General features: G+C 32.1%; 20 protein-coding genes and 1 riboswitch. Of the genes, 4 read left to right on the forward strand and 16 right to left on the reverse strand.

Annotation, left to right across the window (positions count from 1 at the left end; genetic code table 11):
- Window positions 1–54: 54 nt before the first annotated feature.
- The 4 genes from ypdA to FH144_RS03885 form a co-directional block, all read right to left on the reverse strand.
- Window positions 55–1,041 (reverse strand): bacillithiol disulfide reductase YpdA, encoded by a 987-nt coding sequence (ypdA, locus tag FH144_RS03870; RefSeq protein ID WP_107508361.1) that lies wholly within the window; start codon window positions 1,039–1,041, stop codon window positions 55–57.
- A 204-nt stretch (window positions 1,042–1,245) separates the two neighbouring features.
- Window positions 1,246–2,829, reverse strand: coding sequence for an elastin-binding protein EbpS (ebpS, locus tag FH144_RS03875; RefSeq protein WP_242313796.1), 1,584 nt, complete (start codon window positions 2,827–2,829; stop codon window positions 1,246–1,248).
- Window positions 2,830–2,973: 144 nt separating this feature from the next.
- Window positions 2,974–4,356 (reverse strand): RecQ family ATP-dependent DNA helicase, encoded by a 1,383-nt coding sequence (locus FH144_RS03880; RefSeq protein WP_242313798.1) that lies wholly within the window; start codon window positions 4,354–4,356, stop codon window positions 2,974–2,976.
- Window positions 4,349–5,302, reverse strand: coding sequence for a helix-turn-helix domain-containing protein (locus FH144_RS03885; protein WP_242313800.1), 954 nt, complete (start codon window positions 5,300–5,302; stop codon window positions 4,349–4,351). The genes FH144_RS03880 and FH144_RS03885 overlap by 8 nt, the downstream gene beginning before the upstream one ends.
- 108 nt (window positions 5,303–5,410) lie before the next feature.
- Here FH144_RS03885 and FH144_RS03890 point away from each other — a divergent pair, with 108 nt between their 5' ends.
- Window positions 5,411–5,659 carry a ferredoxin gene (locus tag FH144_RS03890; protein WP_103167061.1) on the forward strand — a complete coding sequence of 83 codons (249 nt, stop codon included), beginning with the start codon at window positions 5,411–5,413 and terminating at the stop codon, window positions 5,657–5,659.
- Window positions 5,660–5,814: 155 nt separating this feature from the next.
- On the opposite strand, the gene FH144_RS03895 is transcribed toward FH144_RS03890, so the two are convergent.
- The 6 genes from FH144_RS03895 to FH144_RS03920 all read right to left on the reverse strand — a co-directional run bounded on the left by FH144_RS03895 (window position 5,815) and on the right by FH144_RS03920 (window position 11,294).
- Window positions 5,815–6,360, reverse strand: a complete 546-nt coding sequence (locus FH144_RS03895) for an ECF transporter S component (RefSeq protein ID WP_242313802.1) — start codon at window positions 6,358–6,360, stop codon at window positions 5,815–5,817.
- Window positions 6,361–6,422: 62 nt separating this feature from the next.
- Window positions 6,423–6,550, reverse strand: a riboswitch (FMN riboswitch).
- Between the two features lie 136 nt (window positions 6,551–6,686).
- On the reverse strand, window positions 6,687–8,450 hold the full coding sequence (locus tag FH144_RS03900; protein WP_242313805.1) for an ATP-binding protein: 1,764 nt from the start codon (window positions 8,448–8,450) through the stop codon (window positions 6,687–6,689).
- On the reverse strand, window positions 8,431–9,156 hold the full coding sequence (locus FH144_RS03905) for a response regulator (protein WP_242313807.1): 726 nt from the start codon (window positions 9,154–9,156) through the stop codon (window positions 8,431–8,433). The genes FH144_RS03900 and FH144_RS03905 overlap by 20 nt, the downstream gene beginning before the upstream one ends.
- Window positions 9,157–9,296: 140 nt before the next feature.
- Window positions 9,297–10,034 carry a pseudouridine synthase gene (locus FH144_RS03910; protein WP_242313810.1) on the reverse strand — a complete coding sequence of 246 codons (738 nt, stop codon included), beginning with the start codon at window positions 10,032–10,034 and terminating at the stop codon, window positions 9,297–9,299.
- Window positions 10,031–10,570 (reverse strand): SMC-Scp complex subunit ScpB, encoded by a 540-nt coding sequence (gene scpB / locus FH144_RS03915; protein ID WP_242313811.1) that lies wholly within the window; start codon window positions 10,568–10,570, stop codon window positions 10,031–10,033. The genes FH144_RS03910 and scpB overlap by 4 nt, the downstream gene beginning before the upstream one ends.
- The gene (locus FH144_RS03920; protein WP_107508370.1) at window positions 10,563–11,294 is read right to left on the reverse strand and encodes a segregation and condensation protein A; all 732 of its coding nucleotides are present in this window, start codon (window positions 11,292–11,294) and stop codon (window positions 10,563–10,565) included. The genes scpB and FH144_RS03920 overlap by 8 nt, the downstream gene beginning before the upstream one ends.
- Window positions 11,295–11,388: 94 nt before the next feature.
- On the opposite strand from FH144_RS03920, the gene FH144_RS03925 reads away from it, so the two are divergent.
- Window positions 11,389–11,907: a DUF309 domain-containing protein gene (locus FH144_RS03925; RefSeq protein WP_107508371.1), complete on the forward strand. Its 519-nt coding sequence runs from the start codon at window positions 11,389–11,391 to the stop codon at window positions 11,905–11,907.
- Window positions 11,908–12,023: 116 nt separating this feature from the next.
- Here the strand turns inward: FH144_RS03925 and xerD are convergent, their stop codons facing one another.
- The 3 genes from xerD to FH144_RS03940 form a co-directional block, all read right to left on the reverse strand.
- Entirely contained in the window at window positions 12,024–12,911 is an 888-nt protein-coding gene (gene xerD / locus FH144_RS03930) for a site-specific tyrosine recombinase XerD (protein WP_242313813.1), read from the reverse strand.
- Window positions 12,912–13,019: 108 nt separating this feature from the next.
- Window positions 13,020–13,469 carry a ferric iron uptake transcriptional regulator gene (gene fur, locus FH144_RS03935; protein WP_107508373.1) on the reverse strand — a complete coding sequence of 150 codons (450 nt, stop codon included), beginning with the start codon at window positions 13,467–13,469 and terminating at the stop codon, window positions 13,020–13,022.
- Window positions 13,470–13,573: 104 nt separating this feature from the next.
- Entirely contained in the window at window positions 13,574–14,116 is a 543-nt protein-coding gene (locus FH144_RS03940) for an NUDIX domain-containing protein (protein ID WP_242313816.1), read from the reverse strand.
- An 81-nt stretch (window positions 14,117–14,197) separates the two neighbouring features.
- Between FH144_RS03940 and FH144_RS03945 the strand changes: the two genes are divergently transcribed.
- Window positions 14,198–15,106 (forward strand): aldo/keto reductase, encoded by a 909-nt coding sequence (locus tag FH144_RS03945; protein WP_242313818.1) that lies wholly within the window; start codon window positions 14,198–14,200, stop codon window positions 15,104–15,106.
- A 107-nt stretch (window positions 15,107–15,213) separates the two neighbouring features.
- On the opposite strand, the gene FH144_RS03950 is transcribed toward FH144_RS03945, so the two are convergent.
- Both FH144_RS03950 and FH144_RS03955 read right to left on the reverse strand, forming a co-directional pair.
- Window positions 15,214–15,456 (reverse strand): hypothetical protein, encoded by a 243-nt coding sequence (locus tag FH144_RS03950; protein WP_242313820.1) that lies wholly within the window; start codon window positions 15,454–15,456, stop codon window positions 15,214–15,216.
- 22 nt (window positions 15,457–15,478) lie between these two features.
- Window positions 15,479–16,234, reverse strand: a complete 756-nt coding sequence (locus tag FH144_RS03955; protein WP_242313822.1) for an SDR family NAD(P)-dependent oxidoreductase — start codon at window positions 16,232–16,234, stop codon at window positions 15,479–15,481.
- A gap of 179 nt (window positions 16,235–16,413) precedes the next feature.
- On the opposite strand from FH144_RS03955, the gene proC reads away from it, so the two are divergent.
- Window positions 16,414–17,229 (forward strand): pyrroline-5-carboxylate reductase, encoded by an 816-nt coding sequence (gene proC, locus FH144_RS03960; protein ID WP_107508378.1) that lies wholly within the window; start codon window positions 16,414–16,416, stop codon window positions 17,227–17,229.
- Between the two features lie 62 nt (window positions 17,230–17,291).
- Here proC and rnz read toward each other — a convergent pair whose 3' ends face one another.
- Window positions 17,292–18,212, reverse strand: a complete 921-nt coding sequence (gene rnz / locus FH144_RS03965) for a ribonuclease Z (protein ID WP_242313823.1) — start codon at window positions 18,210–18,212, stop codon at window positions 17,292–17,294.
- Window positions 18,213–18,300 lie beyond the last annotated feature (88 nt).

Consider the following 18,300-nt stretch of genomic DNA (forward strand, 5'->3'; position numbering starts at 1 on the left):
CCAAGAGCACAAAATAAGTATGGCTCAGTCTCAAGTATTCTCGCTTTTTTATATTTAACTTTCTAAAGGCGTCTGTTTTTTACTTAATATGCTTTGAGTAATGATACCACCGTGGTATTTCCCATTTTCAATGAAGATACTATTATTATCATTACCAGCAGCAATGACACCTGCGATATAGCAATTCTCTACATTTGTCTCAAATGTTTCTTTATTGTGGACGGGCGCAGTACCAAATTCATTAGTATTAATTTCAATACCAATAGATTTTAAGAAATCATAATCTGGATGATAACCTATCATCGCAAACACATGATCATTTGGAATTTCAATGACTTTGCCATTTTTTTCATAAAACACACTATTCTCAGTGATTTCGGTTACATTGGCATTAAATTCCATCGTAATCTTCTCGTGATTTACTAATGATTCAAAATTAGGTAAAATCCAAGGTTTGATAGCTGCAGAATAACGGTCACCTCTATATAACACAGTCACATTAGCGCCTGCTTTTTCTAATTCTAGTGCAGCATCTACTGCAGAGTTTTTACCACCGATAACGGTCACATTTTGATTGAAGTATGGATGAGCTTCTTTAAAATAGTGTTGTACTTTAGGTAATTCAGCCCCTTTAACTTCTAATGTATTATGTTGACCATAATAACCAGTCGCCACTGTTAAAAACTTACATTCGTATACATCTTTTGTAGTTGTAATCGTAAATTTATTATCAATTTTTTTAACCGTTAGTACTTCTTCAAAAGCATTCACATTTAAGTTGTGATGTTTTACAACTTCTCTGTAGTAAACGAGTGCCTGGTTACGGTGTGGCTTACTCTCCTCTACTATAAAAGGAATATCCCCTATACTTAACTTGTCACTTGAAGAAAAGAATGTTTGGTGTGTTGGATATTTATAAATCGCATCCACAACGTTCCCTTTTTCAATAACTAAAGTTTTAATCCCTTTTTTCTTTTGTTCAATTGCAGCACTTAAACCACATGGGCCTCCGCCGATAATTATACTTTCTATGGTTTGCATGTCATTGGCCTCCTTTAATCACCCATATATTATAGCAGTTCATACTTTAATTCTAAATAGAAATAACTTTTGAATTTCTAATTGAACATAAATTGATGAAAATATGGAGAGGAAAGTGCATATTAAATAAAAAAAGCGAGACATCGAAATCTAATTTAATTCTTAGATTTCAACGTATCGCCTAGGCCAAAACTCAAATAATTATTATTGAGGAATAACTAATTTTTGACCATTAGTAATGTTATTACTTGATAAACCATTAGCTTGTTTTAATTTATTGACGTTTTCAACAGTACCTTCACCATAGTATTGAATAGCAATTCTATATAAGTTTTCATTGCCAGAAACTACGTGAGTTTGTCCGCCTGATGAAGAGTTACTAGATTGGCTATTGTTATTATTATTGCTTTGTGTACTGTTATTATTAGTAGCTTGTGAATTAGCATTATTGTCGCTATTAGATCCATTAGATGAATCATTAGAACTGTTATCTGAATCATTAGCGTTACTATCTTCTGAAGAAGAACCAGAAGTTGTTGCTTTATCAGATGAATTAGAACTGTTGTCATCACTAGATTTATCTTTATCAGATGAGTTACTGTCGCTAGATGCTTTGTCTTTGTCGCTATCATCTTTTGAAGCTTTATCGCTAGATTTATCTTTATCGCTATCGCTAGATGCTTTATCTTTGCTGTCTTTATCATCAGATTTATTAGTAGTTTGTTCAGTTTTATTATCACTTTGTTTCCTATCTTTATGGTCATTATTTAAATACATGCCTATGAAGATAGCTAATGCAGCTAAAATTAATAATAATGCTATAAGTGGTAGTAAAATACCCATTAAGCCACGTTTCTTTTTACCATTGTGTGCTTGGAATCCATCATTGTCATCATAACGATGATTATCACGGTGATCATCACGATAATCGTCTTTGTGGTTATCATGACGATGATTGTTGTCACGATGATTTAAATCATCGTCGTGAGAATGTTTATTTTTATGTTTAGCAGCGGCCGCGCCAGCAGCTCCAGCTCCAGCAACTCCTGCGCCAGCTACTGCGGCCTTTTTACCTTTACTTCCTTTTTTACGAGAATCACGTGAGTCATTTAAATTTTCATGACGCTCATCATTGTCTACATGATGTTTATCTTCATAACGTTGATCAACATCATCTTTAGTATTGTGACGAGAATCGCGTGGAGTATTATCATCTAAACGATCATTTTTACGATGTTTACCTTTGTCTTTAGCTGCATATGAAGCACCAGCTGCACCAGTGGCGCCTGCGCCTCCAGCAATAGCAGCGTCTTTACCATCAACTAAACGGTCATCGTCATCATGTTTGTTGTGTCGTTTAGTATCATAGTCATCTCTTTTGGAAGCTTTAGCATCTTGATACTTTTCTTCGTCTAAGTCACGATTATCTTTTCTAGAAGGACGGCGATGTTCATCATTTCGAACGTCGTCTTCATTTAAGTTTGTTGAATTTCTTTCGTTTCGATTATTATGTAAATCATCAAATGATTCTTCATCATAACGATCATCTAATGAACCTTCATTTATATTTTCATTTTGTTGGTCATTAAATTTTTTATTACGATGAGTAGCTTGGTTACGTCTTCTTTGACGTCTTTGTGAGTTTCTAGGTGGGAATTGCTGATCTGATTGATTGTCAACATTATCAACGTTATCATCAGAATGATTCGTCACTTGATCGACTTGGTCATCAGAATCTATCGATTGACGATTCTTTTCAAAGTCATCTTTAAAGTTGTTTTTAGACACGGTCAACATCCTTTCATATTGTTTATTTTAATAACACATACTTTATACCCTGATAAGTGTTAAATATGTATCATTTTTGATATTTCTTGTAAAACATTCAGTGATTTTATTATATCCTGTATAAAATATTTAAGTAAAGAAAAGCTATTCTACTTTAAACAAATTTTCTAGTTTTTCAGTATAAGTTAATTTGCGTTTTACTTTTTTTCTATTAAATTTCGATATATTGCTTAAGTTTGAATCTATATCACAGCAATTCTTCGGCTTATCTGGTATTTCACCGAAAAATTCTAAAAGATAGCTTCTTCTGCATTGATCTAAAGTTGTATAACCTAACATGCGTTGATAATTTCTTTTTTTACGTTGTAATGAATTAGCAAAAATAGTCTTAAGTTGTTGGGTAGTATAATTTAATGCTAAGACATCTAACATTTCTTGTTTGTTAGGTGGTAGAAATGCGCCTAATTGATATGCATCTATATCTTCTGGCATGATTGCGTCATTAAATAGTAAAGTCTCAAGAATGTAACTATCATCAGGTTGATATAAACTAATTGCTTGGCTTGGTTGACCATCTCTACCAGCCCTGCCTATTTCTTGTAGATAATTTGAAGGACTGGTTGCTAAGTGGTAATGAATAATTGTTCTAATATCTTTTTTATTCACCCCCATACCAAAAGCATTGGTTGCCACAATAATAGGTATAAAATTATTAAAAAATTGATACTGTACAGTGTGACGCTCTTGATAAGACAAGTCGCCATGATAAATGCCGGTTAAATAACCATGTTGATATATTAGTTTTGCAAGTTCTAAACATATTTTCTTAGATGACACGTAAATAATAGTAGGACCAGAATGCGCTATAAACTTGAGTAGCCATGATATTTTTCCTTCATCATTATCAAAGTTAATATGAGAAAATGCTATATTATCACGATTCATAGTTGTCTTTATAATTTTCAATTTAGTAGACAAAATCATTTCTAAATCATTTGATAAATGTGGAGGTGCTGTTGCAGTAAGTGCCAAAATAGTTGCGGTATTGAAATGACGTGTAATTTGGCCAATTAAAGCATAGTGAGGTCTAAAATCATATCCCCATTCTGATAAGCAGTGGGCTTCATCTAAAACTATCAATCCAAACGATAAATGTTTTATTAATTTAAAGTTGCTAGGTTGTAAAATAAATTCTGGACTTAAATATATAAAACGACTTTGATTTAGCATGTCAATATTTGCTTTCTTCTCATACTCATCCATGCCTGAGTGAATACATGAAATTAATTTCTCACCTTGTGATTTTAGTTGTGTAACTTGATCATCCATTAAAGAAATTAAAGGTGAAATAATTAATGTTGGTTGTTGTTTCATATAAGTTGGAAATTGATAACACAAACTTTTACCACTACCGGTTGGTAAAATACCTAGTGTATGTTGTTGATTTAGTACATTTTGAATAATTTCTTTCTGCCCAGGATTAAAGGTGTCATAGCCAAACCATTCTTTTAGCTTGTCTTCAAGCATAGATATCCCCTCTCTCTATACCTACAATTATTAATTTAATTTGAAAGTAAGATAATTCATTAAACGCTTCTTTAAATACTTTTAATTTTTCGCCTCTATGATCTAAATAAAATATTTCGAAATTTTTCACTACATCAAAAGGAATATAATGTTGATAATTTTGGTAATAACCCTTAATAAACAACTCTAGAACATGATCTTCTACTGTGTTAAGTTTCACATCTTGGGTAACTGCTATTTCTTCCATCGATAAGCCTTGAGCTAATTGTTGATATGAAAGTGCAGTTTTATTTAATAAAGACGGCAATATAATTAATTTAGATAATAAAGGAAAATCCTCTTTAGATTCGATAGCAAACATCATATCTACCAAATTATTAAGCTCAAATACAAAAAGCTCTTTAAAAGGCACACCTTCAATTAAACTGACCTGTTGTCTTGTGTACATTGATTCTTCATAACCTTGAAGATAATAATGTAAGTAGCAATGATGTTCATTATTTTGATCAATGATTGTAAAAAGACGTTTAATTTCATCTTGAAAATGAGTAAATAAATCATTTTGAATAATTTCTGCATAAAGTTGCTTTACTTTTTGTTGAACCATCATATGTTGAGAAACGGGAGTAAAGTCTAAATGGTCATTCAAGTAATGTGAAATGGACTGAGCTAACAATTGAATACCATTAAAAGTATTGATAAGACTATCATATGTATAGCGTGGATGAATTTTAATTTTTATATTTTCATTTGTCTTTTCTGTAATAAATCGCTCAAAAGACGGATATTTTAATTTAGGAAAACTATGATATAATGATAAAAGTTGTTGAGAACAAGCATCAAAAAACGTTTGGTGTGTTTTTTTACCACTTAAAATATTATAGATACTTTTATCAGTTTTATATTTAAATGCATGCGTTGATGCATATGAAATGATTGAATGCATTTGTGAATCCTCACTTTATGAAACTGTAAAATAATAAATTAAATAATCGAAGACTTAGTTAACATTTGTTATACTAGTGTAACATTTTTATCAAAGGAGGCGAAGAAATTGGCGAAGTATACAATCGTTGATATGGATACATGCATAGCATGTGGTGCGTGTGGTGCTGCAGCGCCGGACATTTATGATTATGACGACGAAGGTATTGCTTTCGTAATCCTTGATGATAATCAAGGTACTGCTGAAGTACCTGAAGAATTATATGAAGATATGGAAGATGCTCTTGATGGTTGTCCAACAGATTCAATTAAGATTGAAGAAGAACCTTTTGATGGTGATGCATTAAAATTCGAATAAAATCTATGATTGAATTGTACCATATATATTTTGGAATTGGGATATAACCCAACAATAAAGGCTTAGATATGATTGTTTTATAAATCGTCTCTAAGCCTTTTATAGTATCGACACTTTTTCACGTTCTTTAAACTAGAATAGGTTTATATAATATTTTATTTGATAACTTTTCTTAAACGTTCATATAATAGTACAAATATGATTGAAATAACAATACCTTTAATAATATTAAATGGAATGATGCCAGATAAAATTATAATTTTTAGATTACCAACTACATCACCTAAATTAAAAATCATGCCATATAGAGGTAATAGTACAAAGTAATTAAGGATACTAAGTACGATTGTCATAACAACTGTACCAACTATTAAACCAATAATTAATGAACGATTAGAATTAGAACGTACACGTTTACTTACATAATAAGCTGAAAGTAGAAAACTTATGCCAGCTAAAACGTTAGCCACAGGGCCAACTGGATCTCCCATATTAAATAAAAAGTTAAGAATATTTTTGATAAGCGCTACTATTACACCAGCCATTGGTCCTAATATAAATGTAGCTAGCAATGTAGGCACATCACTAAAATCAAGTGTTAAGTATGGCGGTAAAAATGGCAATGGAAATTTAATAAACGTTAGGATAAACGCGATTGCCCCCAACATACTTATAGTAATAAGACGTTTGTTTTGTTGCATATTAAATTTTCTCCTTCCATTCATCTTACATAGAATTGGAGATAATTTGCGCAACAAAAAACCTCCATCTCCTCCCATCCAGACTATACTGTCGGCTTCAGATTTACACTGAATCAGCCACTTCATAAGAAGCGGGTCGCAGGCTTAATTTACTGCCGGTTGGGACTTGCACCCTACCCCGAAGATGAATTGTATAATTATTTATTTAAATCTTACATGAAGCATATGAATTGTGCAATACTGTTGCTCAATTAAAAGAAGACCGTTTAAACCAATTAATTAAGTAATTAAAAAGTTTAAACGGTCTTATTATAATACAATAGTGTTTAAGATATTGTTTGTGGCTTAGGTAATCGGATAATAAATGTTGTGCCTTCATTAACTTCACTTTGAACAGAAATTGAACCACCATGTTCTTCGATTATCATTTTACAAATAAATAATCCTAAGCCTGTTCCCTGTTTACCTCTTGTTCTAGAACCCTCTACTTTGTAGAAACGGTCAAATACAAGTTCTAGATGCTCTGGCGCTATACCACTACCAGTATCACTGATATATAGTATTTGATCATCCTCAGTTGAAGATGTAGTGATAGTAATTGAGTCACCTGGTTTAGTATAACGTGTCGCGTTATCGATTAAGTTAGTGAGAACTTGGTCGATACGATCGGCGTCATAATACCAAAGTTCATTACCAACCTCTGGCGATAAATTCATATCCAATTCTAAATCCAATGCTTGTTGACGATATTTCATTTGTATTTTTGAAAGAAGTGTTTGAATTGGCTGAACTTCTTTGTTTACCGTCAAGCCTTCAGCATCCATGCGTGCCACATTTAATAATTCGTTTACTAATCGATTAAGACGCTTAGTTTCATCAAGAACAATGGATAATGAATCTCTTATTTCTTCTGGCTCTGTAACAATACCATCAACAATTGATTCGGTATAGCCTTGTAATAATGAAATTGGTGTACGTAGTTCATGTGATACATTAGCTATGAAATCTTTCTTCATTTGGTCAAGATTATGTTCATTTGTCATATCCCTGATAATCACTACAATGCCACTACGCCCGTCTTGTTGAATTCGCTCGATATAACTCATAATAAATACATAGTATTTAGAGTTAAATTCATATTCATTAAATTCTGTACCTTTAGATTTAAAGGTCTTTTCAATTTGTCTTTCGATTTCTTGGTAAGTATTATTATCAATTGTAGGAATGATATCATCAGCCATTTTATTAGATAAAATGATCTCTCTATTATCATTTAGACCTAAAACGCCTTCCACCATTGAATTAATCAAACTATCTCGAATATTTTTTTGTGTTGATAATGCTTCAATGTTTTCCTGGATTTCATGGCTCATATGGTTGAAGGTATGAGAAAGTTCTCCGATTTCGTCTTTTGTAGAGACCGTCGTTTTTTGAGAATAATCTCCCTTTGATACATTAATAGCTTGTGATCTTAACTCTCTCAATGGTTTAGTTATACGATTTGATAAAAAGAACGCAAATATAGTTGAGATAGCTAAGAAAATGATTGCGGTAATTAAGATAATAATTGTTATCGCATTATTAGTATCTTCTATAGATTTTAAATCTTGGAAAATAAATACAGCACTATATTTAGAATTAGCGTTATCTTGTGCTTGCATTGGATAACCTAATAAAATGTATGAATGTGAATTTCCGTTTTCTCTAATAGTTACGTTCTGGGTTGCTGATTTGCCCTGTGAAAATACTTGCTTAAAGTGACCATTATTATGTATTTCTTGGAGCATTTTATTTTTAGTCTCACTGTTTGAATGATCAGCCTTCGTATCTTTGTTAGTCATTATAATGACGCCACCTGAACCATCAATCAGTTGTTGACTATGTTTAATAGCAAGAGATTTATTATCAGCTTTCTCGACGAGATGACTAATCCTTGACGCATCTTCTCGAATTGAATTTTCAGTTTGTTGAGTATAGTAATATTGAATAAAGGTGATTAAAGCAGCACTTAATAAAATTAAAACTGTCGTTACTATAAATAAAATAGTTAACCACAGTTTTATGACGACACTATTTAGTCGGTTCTTCACTAGATTTTACCTCGAATTTGTAACCAACGCCCCACACTGTTTGAATCATATGAGCTGCGTCAGCAGAAACGCGATTTAGTTTTTCTCTTAAACGCTTAACGTGCGTATCCACGGTTCTTAAATCACCATAAAATTCATAATGCCATACTTCTTTAAGCAGCTGTTCACGATCAAATACTTTATTTGGTGTTTTAGCTAAATAGATAAGTAGTTCATATTCTTTAGGTGTTAAGTTAACTTGTTGATTATCCGCTAAGACAAAATGTGCATCGTTATCAATAAGTAAGTGATTAAATTCAATAACGTCTCTTGCATGAGGTTCACTTTGTTCTGGTTGAGATGATTGAGTTCTACGTAATAAAGCTTTAACTCTAAGGACCACTTCTCTAGGTGAAAATGGTTTGACAATATAATCATCAGCACCAGATTCAAATCCTTCAACTCTATTCGTTTCCTCGCCTTTTGCAGTAAGCATAATAATTGGAGTGTTCTTATGCTCACGCAATTTAGATGCCATTTCAATTCCATCCATTTCAGGAAGCATTAAATCTAAAAGAATGCACGCATAGTCATTTTCAATGGCAAGATCATAAGCTTCTTTACCGTCACTTGCTTCATGAATAGTAAACGATTCTCTTTCTAAGTATAGTTTTAATAATCTTCTAATTCTATCTTCATCGTCTACAATTAATATTTCTTTCGTCATTTTGCTTTTTACCTCCTACACATGCTCTTTACTCCATTTATTATAGCATATAGAACTAGTGAAAGCTTTATCTAAAGATATACTTTGTGAAAAAATTAGCAAGCGTAATTGCTAAAACTTATTTTCAGTTATATAGCTAATTATTTACCGTTTTCTGCCATATGTCTTAAAACTTTAACTTCATGAGGAGTTAAGACACGACCTTCTCCAGCATTTAAACCTTTAAGATCTAGGTTTCCTAACTCAATACGTGTTAATTTATCTACTTTATGGCCAAAATGCTCAAACATACGTCTTACTTGTCTATTACGTCCTTCGCTAATAGTAATTTCTACAAGCGTTGTGTTTCTTTCTTTATCTTGTTTTTTTACTTTAACTTGAGCGGGTTGTGTAATGCCATCTTCTAATTCAATACCATTTTCTAATGCTTTAACTTCTTCACGCATTAGGTAGCCTTTTAATTTAGCGACGTATTTCTTTTGAATATGGTATCTTGGATGAGTCATTAGATTTGTGAATTCACCGTCATTTGTAAGTAATAATAAACCTGATGTATCATAATCAAGACGACCGACTGGATAAATTCTAGTTTCTAAGTCCTCAAAATAGTCTGTAACTACTCTACGGCCTCTATCATCAGAAACACTCGTAATAACTTGAGTAGGTTTGTAGAATAAAATATACATTTTATCTTCTTGTTCAATTTTAATCCCTTCAACTTCTACATTGTCTGAAGGTTTTACTTTGGTACCTAATTCGGTTACAACTTCACCATTCACTCTAACTTTACCTTCAGTTATTAAAGTTTCTGCTTTTCTTCGTGACGTATAACCACTATTTGCAATTCGTTTTTGAAGTCTTTCTAATTCTTTGCTCATTTTGAATCTCCTTTTTGATTTACAAGGTTACTGAAGAAGTCTTCCATTTCTTCTTCATCTTCTTCAGTTGTAGGTAAATCTTCTATTTTTTCAATACCAAATACATTTAAAAATAAATCAGTTGTTTGTAAAAGATGACTACGTGAACTTTCAACATCTTTAGCTTCAATCAGACCACGAGCAATTAAAGTACGTACCGCACCATCAGAATTAATACCTCTTATCAGTTCTATGTCACTTCTGGTTAAAGGCTGATTATAGGCAATAATGGATAAAGTTTCCATCGCAGCTTGAGAGAGTTTCATATTTGCTTTTTGTTCAATTAGTTGTTCTATATAGGAAGCGGCTTCTTTTTTTGAAGTTAAAATATAAGTAGAACCAAATTTCTGAATGGTAAGCCCCGTAGAATCATAAGATGAAATCAATTTATCTAGTGCTTCTTTATCTATATCAAGAATTTCAATGAGTTGTTTCTCTTCAAGACCTTCGTCACCGGCTGTATAAAGTAATGATTCTATAATTCCCTTATTATCCAATGTTAAAATTCACTCCTCTGATGATGTTGATGTCATCAAAATTCTTTGATTGTTCTATATTAATGAGACCAGATTTAGACATTTCAAGTATAGCGAGAAAATGTGTTACTACTTGCTCTATCGGTTCATGAAATGTGAACAAACTGAAGAAATTGAAAGATGACTGTTTTTGTAATTGAAGTGAAACCTTTTCAGTAGCTTGTTGAATGGTAAACGATTCTTTTGTAATTTCAACTGATTTAGGCGTGTTAATCGCTACTCTATTTCTCACTCTTTGATACGCTACAATTAATTCGGTTAAATCAATTGTTTGGTTTGCATCCCATGTTGCGTCTTTTTCTAAATGTGATAAATCGGTGGGATGTTTAGTGAAGTATAATTCACGTTCTTTTTTCATATCATTAAGTAATTCCGTATATTGCTTATAGTTTTGATATTCTATTAAACGTCCAACTAACTCTTCTCTTGGATCTTCAACAATTTCATCGTCCATTTCTTGTTGTGGTAATAATAGTTTGCTTTTAATCATTAATAATTCAGAAGCCATGACTAAGTATTCACTCGCCCCATTAATTTCAAGCTGTTTCATCGCATGGATATATTGCATGTATTGTTCAGTTAGAGACTTCATAGGAATATCATAAATATCAATCTCATATTTCTGTATTAAGTGTAGTAACAAATCTAACGGGCCGTTGAAGGCATCTAATTTTACTTCATACATAGTTATCGTCCTCATAAAAATTCTATAACGTGCATAATTCACTAGAGTATTATAGCATGAATATCATAAACATTTAAATTAAGGATGATGTAGATTGGAACAAGCATTAATAAATTTCTATTATCATTTTCATAAGCATCAACATTATTTTCTCTGCCATGATATCTTAGAAGAGGCTTGGAAGATGAACCCATCTTTTTCCAAAAAGGATGCTATTGTAAGTTTAATCCTATTTTCAACTGCGATGTATCATTTTAGAAGACATAATTTTAAAGGCGCTTTGAAAAGTTTCCAAAAGGCATTACTTACTTTTCAACAAGCGTCAGATAAAGCAGATATAGGTTTAAAAGAAAAGGACTATATTAATTTAATAGAAAAACAAATCGATAATGTAATGAATCACCATACATTTATACCTGTATATTTACCTGTGACTAATTATATGGAAAAGTTAATATATAAAGTTTATCCAGATTATGAATTTAAACACTTACCAGTGAGAGAAGATTACATTGTACATCACCATTTGTTAAGAGATAGAAGAGAAGTTGTAGAAGCTAGACAACAAGCACTTCTAAATAAACATAGAAAAAGAGACGAGACAGAAATCTAATATTTTACAAAGATTTCATTGTCTCGCCCCGATATGGCGACATAAAAGAAAGGCATTAGATTTAATACACCCATATCTTAGTCAACCAGTGTTTAAGAGTTTTAGCCTCTTTTTACTTACACTCTAGGATGAAATTGATTATACATTTGTCTAATTTGGGTTTTTGAAACGTGTGTATATAATTGTGTTGTGGATATATCTGAATGACCTAACATTTCTTGAACCGCACGTAAATCAGCCCCATTTTCAAGTAAATGAGTGGCAAATGAATGTCTTAACGTATGAGGCGTTAACGTTTTAGTAATATTCGCTTGTAAACCATATTGTTTAATAATCTTCCAAATGCCTTGACGTGTTAAAGGTCGGCCATGCATATTTAGAAACAATACGTTAGTGACGGTGTTCTTTAATAATTGCGGTCGAACGTTATTAATATAAGTGTCTAAGTATTCAATAACTGTATCACCAAGAGGGATAATACGTTCTTTATTCCCCTTACCGAACACTTTTACAAACCCCATAATTAAATTAATATCTTCAATTTCTATTCGAATTAATTCAGAAACACGCATTCCAGTCGCATACAATAATTCAAGAATTGTGCGATCTCGATAACCATTATTCTTATTTAGATTTGGTGTTTCTAAAAGTTCAAGTACTTCATCAACTTCTAGTACGTCTGGGAGTTTCTTTTCATACTTAGGTGTTTCAATTAACACAGTAGGATCTTTAGCTGCATATTTTTCACGTAATGCAAATTGGTGAAAACTGCGTATTGTAGAAATAAAACGGGCAATTGATTTTGAGGAAGCACCTTCATCGATTAAATGGCCTAGACATTCTTGGATTGTTTGACGGTCGATAAAATCTATATGTGCGATTTTATGTTCTGACATATATGTTTTATATTTATTTAAATCTCGACGATAAGCACCAATTGTATTCTCACTTAACCCTTTTTCTATTTGAATAAATTTTAAATATTCTTCGATAATTGTATCCATAACAACACCTCTATTTTTCAGAAAAGGAATAGAAAAGGATTCATGTTTAACTTTTTAAGTTTCAATCTTTACATGAACCTTTATCATCCTGTCTCACCAATCAATTCTTTATTGATTTTTTTTAGCTTGGCATTCGGCACAAACGCCATGAAATGTTAATCTGTGGTCTAAAATTTTGAAATTGTATTCAGATTCTACACGTTCTTCTACTTGAGGTAATAAATCTTCATGAATTTCATCTACTTTACCACATTCCATGCATACTAAGTGGTGGTGAAAGTGTTTAGCGCCCTCTTTTCTAAGGTCAAAACGAGCCACGCCATCACCGAAGTTGATTTTATCAACTACTTTTAGTTCGGCAAGTAATTCTAAAGTTCTATAAACAGTGGCTAAACCTATTTCAGGCGCTTTATCCTTTACTTTTAAGTAAACATCTTCTGCACTAAGATGATCCTTTTCATTTTCAATTAAGACACGCACTGTTGCTTCACGTTGAGGTGTTAATTTATATGAAGATTGTTGTAATTGTTGTTTTACTCTATTTAATCGTTCTTCCATGGGAGCGACACTCCTCTATTAATAATTATAATCATTTTAATTTGAAAATATTTCAATTACTAAATTACCAATATTTTCGCTAAAAAGCAAGTCGTAAGCCATTCTTATTTAGAATGATTATAATTTAATAATACATGTTGTAATCCAATGATAGTTTTAGCATCTTCAATTTCGTTACTATCAAGTAAGGCTTTAATATCTTTAACAGGAACTTTATGTAATTCCACAAATTCGTCGTCATCAAGATTTAGTGTGCCTTCACTTAATTGATCTGCAAAGTAAATCGTTAATTTTTCATTTGAAAAGCCTGGTGACCCATACATATTTGTAATTAACTCTAAATCTTTTGCAATATAGCCTGTTTCTTCTTCTAATTCACGTTTCGCTGCTTCTTCTCTTTCTTCGTCTTCTTCTAATTTACCAGCTGGTAGTTCTAATAATGGTTTTTCAACAGGTTTACGATATTGTTCAACTAACAGTACTTCGTTCTCAGGTGTAATTGCACAAACTGCGACAGCACCATTGTGATAAACTAGTTCGCGTTTAGAAGTATTGCCATCCGGTAGCTCTACATCATGTATTTCTAAATCGATAATTTTACCGTTATAAATTACTGTTCTATCAAAAGTCTTTTCATTAAATTCCATTTAATTCACGTCCCTTTTAATTCGTTATATTAATTGATAAGATAAATGCGTTACCTAAAGTGTATCGAAAGGAGATTGGACATGCAAAAAAATATTTTAAAGAGTGGCATCGAAATTTCAGAACTAGGTTTAGGTTGTATGAGTTTAGGAACTAATTATCAAGAGGCTGAACCAATTATCGAAAGTGCAATTGAAAATGGTATTACTTATTTTGATACCGCTGATATATATGACAGAGGAACAAATGAAGAAATCGTGGGTAAAGCACTAAAAAAATATCAAAATAGAGATGATATTGTTATTGGTACAAAAGTTGGAAATCGTCCAACAGAAGATGGTGGTACAACTTGGGATCCTTCAAAAAAACATATTAAAGAGAGCGTTAAGGGATCTTTAAAACGTCTCGGGTTAGACCATTTAGATTTATATCAACTGCATGGAGGCACAATTGATGATCCATTAGATGAAACGATTAGTGCATTTAATGAATTAAAACAAGAAGGTATTATTAAAGCGTATGGTATCTCATCAATTCGCCCTAATGTCATCGATTATTATTTAAAACATAGTGAAATTGAAACAATTATGTCTCAATTTAATCTCATCGATAATCGACCAGAAAAACTATTAAATGATATACACGCTCATAATGTTAAAGTTTTAGCACGTGGTCCAGTATTTAAAGGATTACTAACTTCCAATAGTGTTAAGGCTTTAGATAATAAATTTAATGAAGGTATCTTTGACTATAATCATCATGATTTAGGTGAAACAATTGCCTCTATTAAAGAAATTGAAAGTAATTTGAGTGCCCTTTCATTTGAATATTTAAAATCTCATGATGCACTTGGCTCAATTATTGTAGGCGCTAGTTCTCCTGAACAAATAGAAGAAAATGTGAGAAATTATCACAAAAAAGTAAGTTTAGATCAAGTTAAAGTTGCCCGTGAAAGAGTTAAAAATCTCGAATACACACAACATTTAAAATAAAACTTATCAATAATTTTAATAGTCCAGGGAGTTAGTATCTTCCCTGGCTATTTTTATTTCTTTAAAATTGCGAGCTTTTTTAAGGATATTCGTTTTCGGTTATTTTTTTAGTATAACTTTTTATATAAGGAGTTATCCCCTAGTGATGCACTATCTAGAGCAACGTTCATGACTTCTCCTCTAAGTATTATTTCGTGAAATTTAAATTCAACAAATTCTTGTTCCGAAGCTTCTAATGAATCATAATGCTCATGCCCTAATAAATCTCTAAATGTAAACGTACTATGAAGTTCTAAAGTAGGAATATTTTCAACTGCCTGTTTGACATGATGATTGACGTAACACAACATGATAACCCCTCCAATTTAAATGCTAACTTTTATTTTTAAAAAATGGTGTTAGCCATTGTTCAAATCTTCTCGGCGCTAAATGATATAACTTTAGTAATTGATGCATCCATTTAGGTTTGTTAATTTCTTTTTCCTGTTTAATTATGCCCTCTACTACTTCACTTGCTAATTGCTTAGGGTCTAACATAAGCGCTTCATACTTCTGAGCGTATGCTAGTATGGGGTCAGCCTTTTCGTGAAATGGTGTTTGAATCGGTCCAGTATTTACCGACATCACATGATAGTTAGGTTCCTCAATTCTTAAAGCGTTAAGAACAGCGTTTAAAGCGGCTTTGGAAGCACCATAATGAGCGGCATGCGCCTGTGTCACATAGGCTGCTTGGCTAGCAATCCCAACTATTGAAGCATTCGTAGTGAAATGAGTGCGTAAGACATTCAATATAAGATTAAAACTAATCACATTCACGTCATAGGTTTCAATCATTTCTTTAGGTGAATGTTGCTGAATAGACTTAAAATAGCCTAAACCAGAACTATAGATTAAGCCATGTATTGGTTTATTGATATTTGACGCTAATTTAAAAATTGCTTCCCTATTTTGTAAGTCACATTGAACCATCGAGACCTTATTATGATATGTTTTAAAATCAATTTGGTTAAATTTTTGAGGGTTTCGAGCAATAATCGTCACGTAAGCGCCACGTTTAAGAAGTTGTTTAACAATTTCTAATCCTAAACCACTCGTGCCTCCTGTTACTACATAATGGTTGCCAATCATGATGACTTCTCCTCCTTTAAAGATTCATACTTATACTAACGTATTCATACTATTTGATAAAGAAAATAATAAATAAGCCTGGAAGAGATAACTTAGCAAAGTAACCACTAGTTTGCCATGATGATTGTATAATATGTTACTATGGTTTTATAAAAAATAGAGTGAGGATGATGTAGTCAATGAAATTAGTATTCTATGGCGCTGGAAATATGGCGCAAGCAATTTTCAAGGGAATTATTAACTCTAAGAAATTAAATTCAGATGATATCTATCTTACAAACAAATCTAATGAAGAAAGTTTAAAGAAATTTGCGGAAGAATTAGGAGTAGAATATAGTTACGATGATGAAGCCTTATTAAAAGATGCAGATTATGTATTCTTGGGAACTAAACCATATGATTTCGAAACAGTAGCAAAACGAATCCGTCCTTATATTACTGATGAAAATCGTTTTATCTCTATTATGGCAGGTTTACCTATCAACTATATTCATGATCAACTACAAGTTACAAATCCAATTGCTCGAATCATGCCTAATACGAATGCTCAAGTCGGTCATTCTGTTACAGGGATTAGCTTCTCAGGGAATTTTGGACCTAAATCTAAAGATGAAGTAATTGATTTAGTAAATGCATTCGGTTCAGTCATTGAAGTAGATGAAGATCATTTACATCAAGTTACTGCAATTACAGGCAGTGGTCCAGCCTTCTTATATCATGTGTTTGAACAATATGTTAAAGCTGGTACAGAATTAGGCTTGGAAAAAGGACAAGTTGAAGAATCTATTAAAAATTTAATTATTGGAACGAGTAAAATGATTGAACGTTCTGATTTAAGTATGGAACAATTGCGTAGAAATATTACATCTAAAGGTGGTACGACACAAGCAGGTTTAAATGCTTTAGATCAACATGATATTAAAGGCATCTTTGAAGATTGTCTAAACGCAGCAGTAAGTCGTAGTATTGAATTATCTAAAAATGACGATAACTAATATAATCATTTAAAAATAGCCCCTAGAATCTTTGTTATTCTAGGGGTTTTTGACATGGCACATTAAATTTTAAACGTATCAAAGTCTTTCACAAACTCAAAATTTGGTGTTTGTTCTTTGGCTTGTAAGTCCAATTTTATTGAGTCAATGACATCATGATTGTAACGGTTACTTAAATGAGTAATTAAGCTTCGTTTTACATTAGCTTGTTCTATTAAATCAAAGACATCTTCTATATGACTATGATGATAGTTATTTGCTAATGTTTTATCACCCTCTATATACGTAGCTTCGTGAACCATAACGTCAGCGTTTTCAGCTATATAAAATTCATTTTTACAAGGCTTAGTGTCACCAAAGATTGATACAATTGGTCCAGGTTTAGCAGGCCCTTTAAAATCATCTGAATTAAATATTTGGCCTTCATGTTCAAACGTCTCATAAATTTTAACTTCTTGATATTTAGGTCCAGGTTCTAAACCTATCGCTTTAAGTGCATTAACATCAATAGTTCCTGGAGTAGTTGGCGATTCAATGCGATAACCATATGATGGGATGCCATGATTTAATAGTTTAGCAGAAACTGTAAAACCGTCATGATGATATGTAAAGTTATTATCTATTTCAATATATGTAATAGGATAATTTAAATGGGATTCTGATAATCTTAAAGTAGTTTCAATAAAATTTTGTAATCCCTTTGGCCCTATAATCGTTAGTGGCTTATCTTCCCCACCTTGAAATGAGCGACTTGTTAATAAGCCGGGTAATCCAAAGATATGGTCGCCATGCATATGCGTGATAAATATATGATTCACTTTGCCAAGTTTAATCGAATGATGCAAAATTTGATGTTGTGTACCTTCCCCAACGTCAAATAGCCAAATAGAATTCGAATAAGGTTCTAGATTTAAAGCGATGGCTTGAGTATTTCTTTCTTTAGTTGGCAACCCAGCGCTTGTACCAAAAAACGTCACTTCCATTCATATGCCTCCCTTTTTCTCCAATATATTTTATCACATCTCCCATTGATTGTTATAATAAGAAATGAGATTAACTAACAAGAAACAA

It is taken from the genome of Staphylococcus sp. acrmy, from assembly GCF_022690565.1.
GTDB classification, from domain to species: Bacteria; Bacillota; Bacilli; order Staphylococcales; family Staphylococcaceae; genus Staphylococcus; species Staphylococcus caledonicus.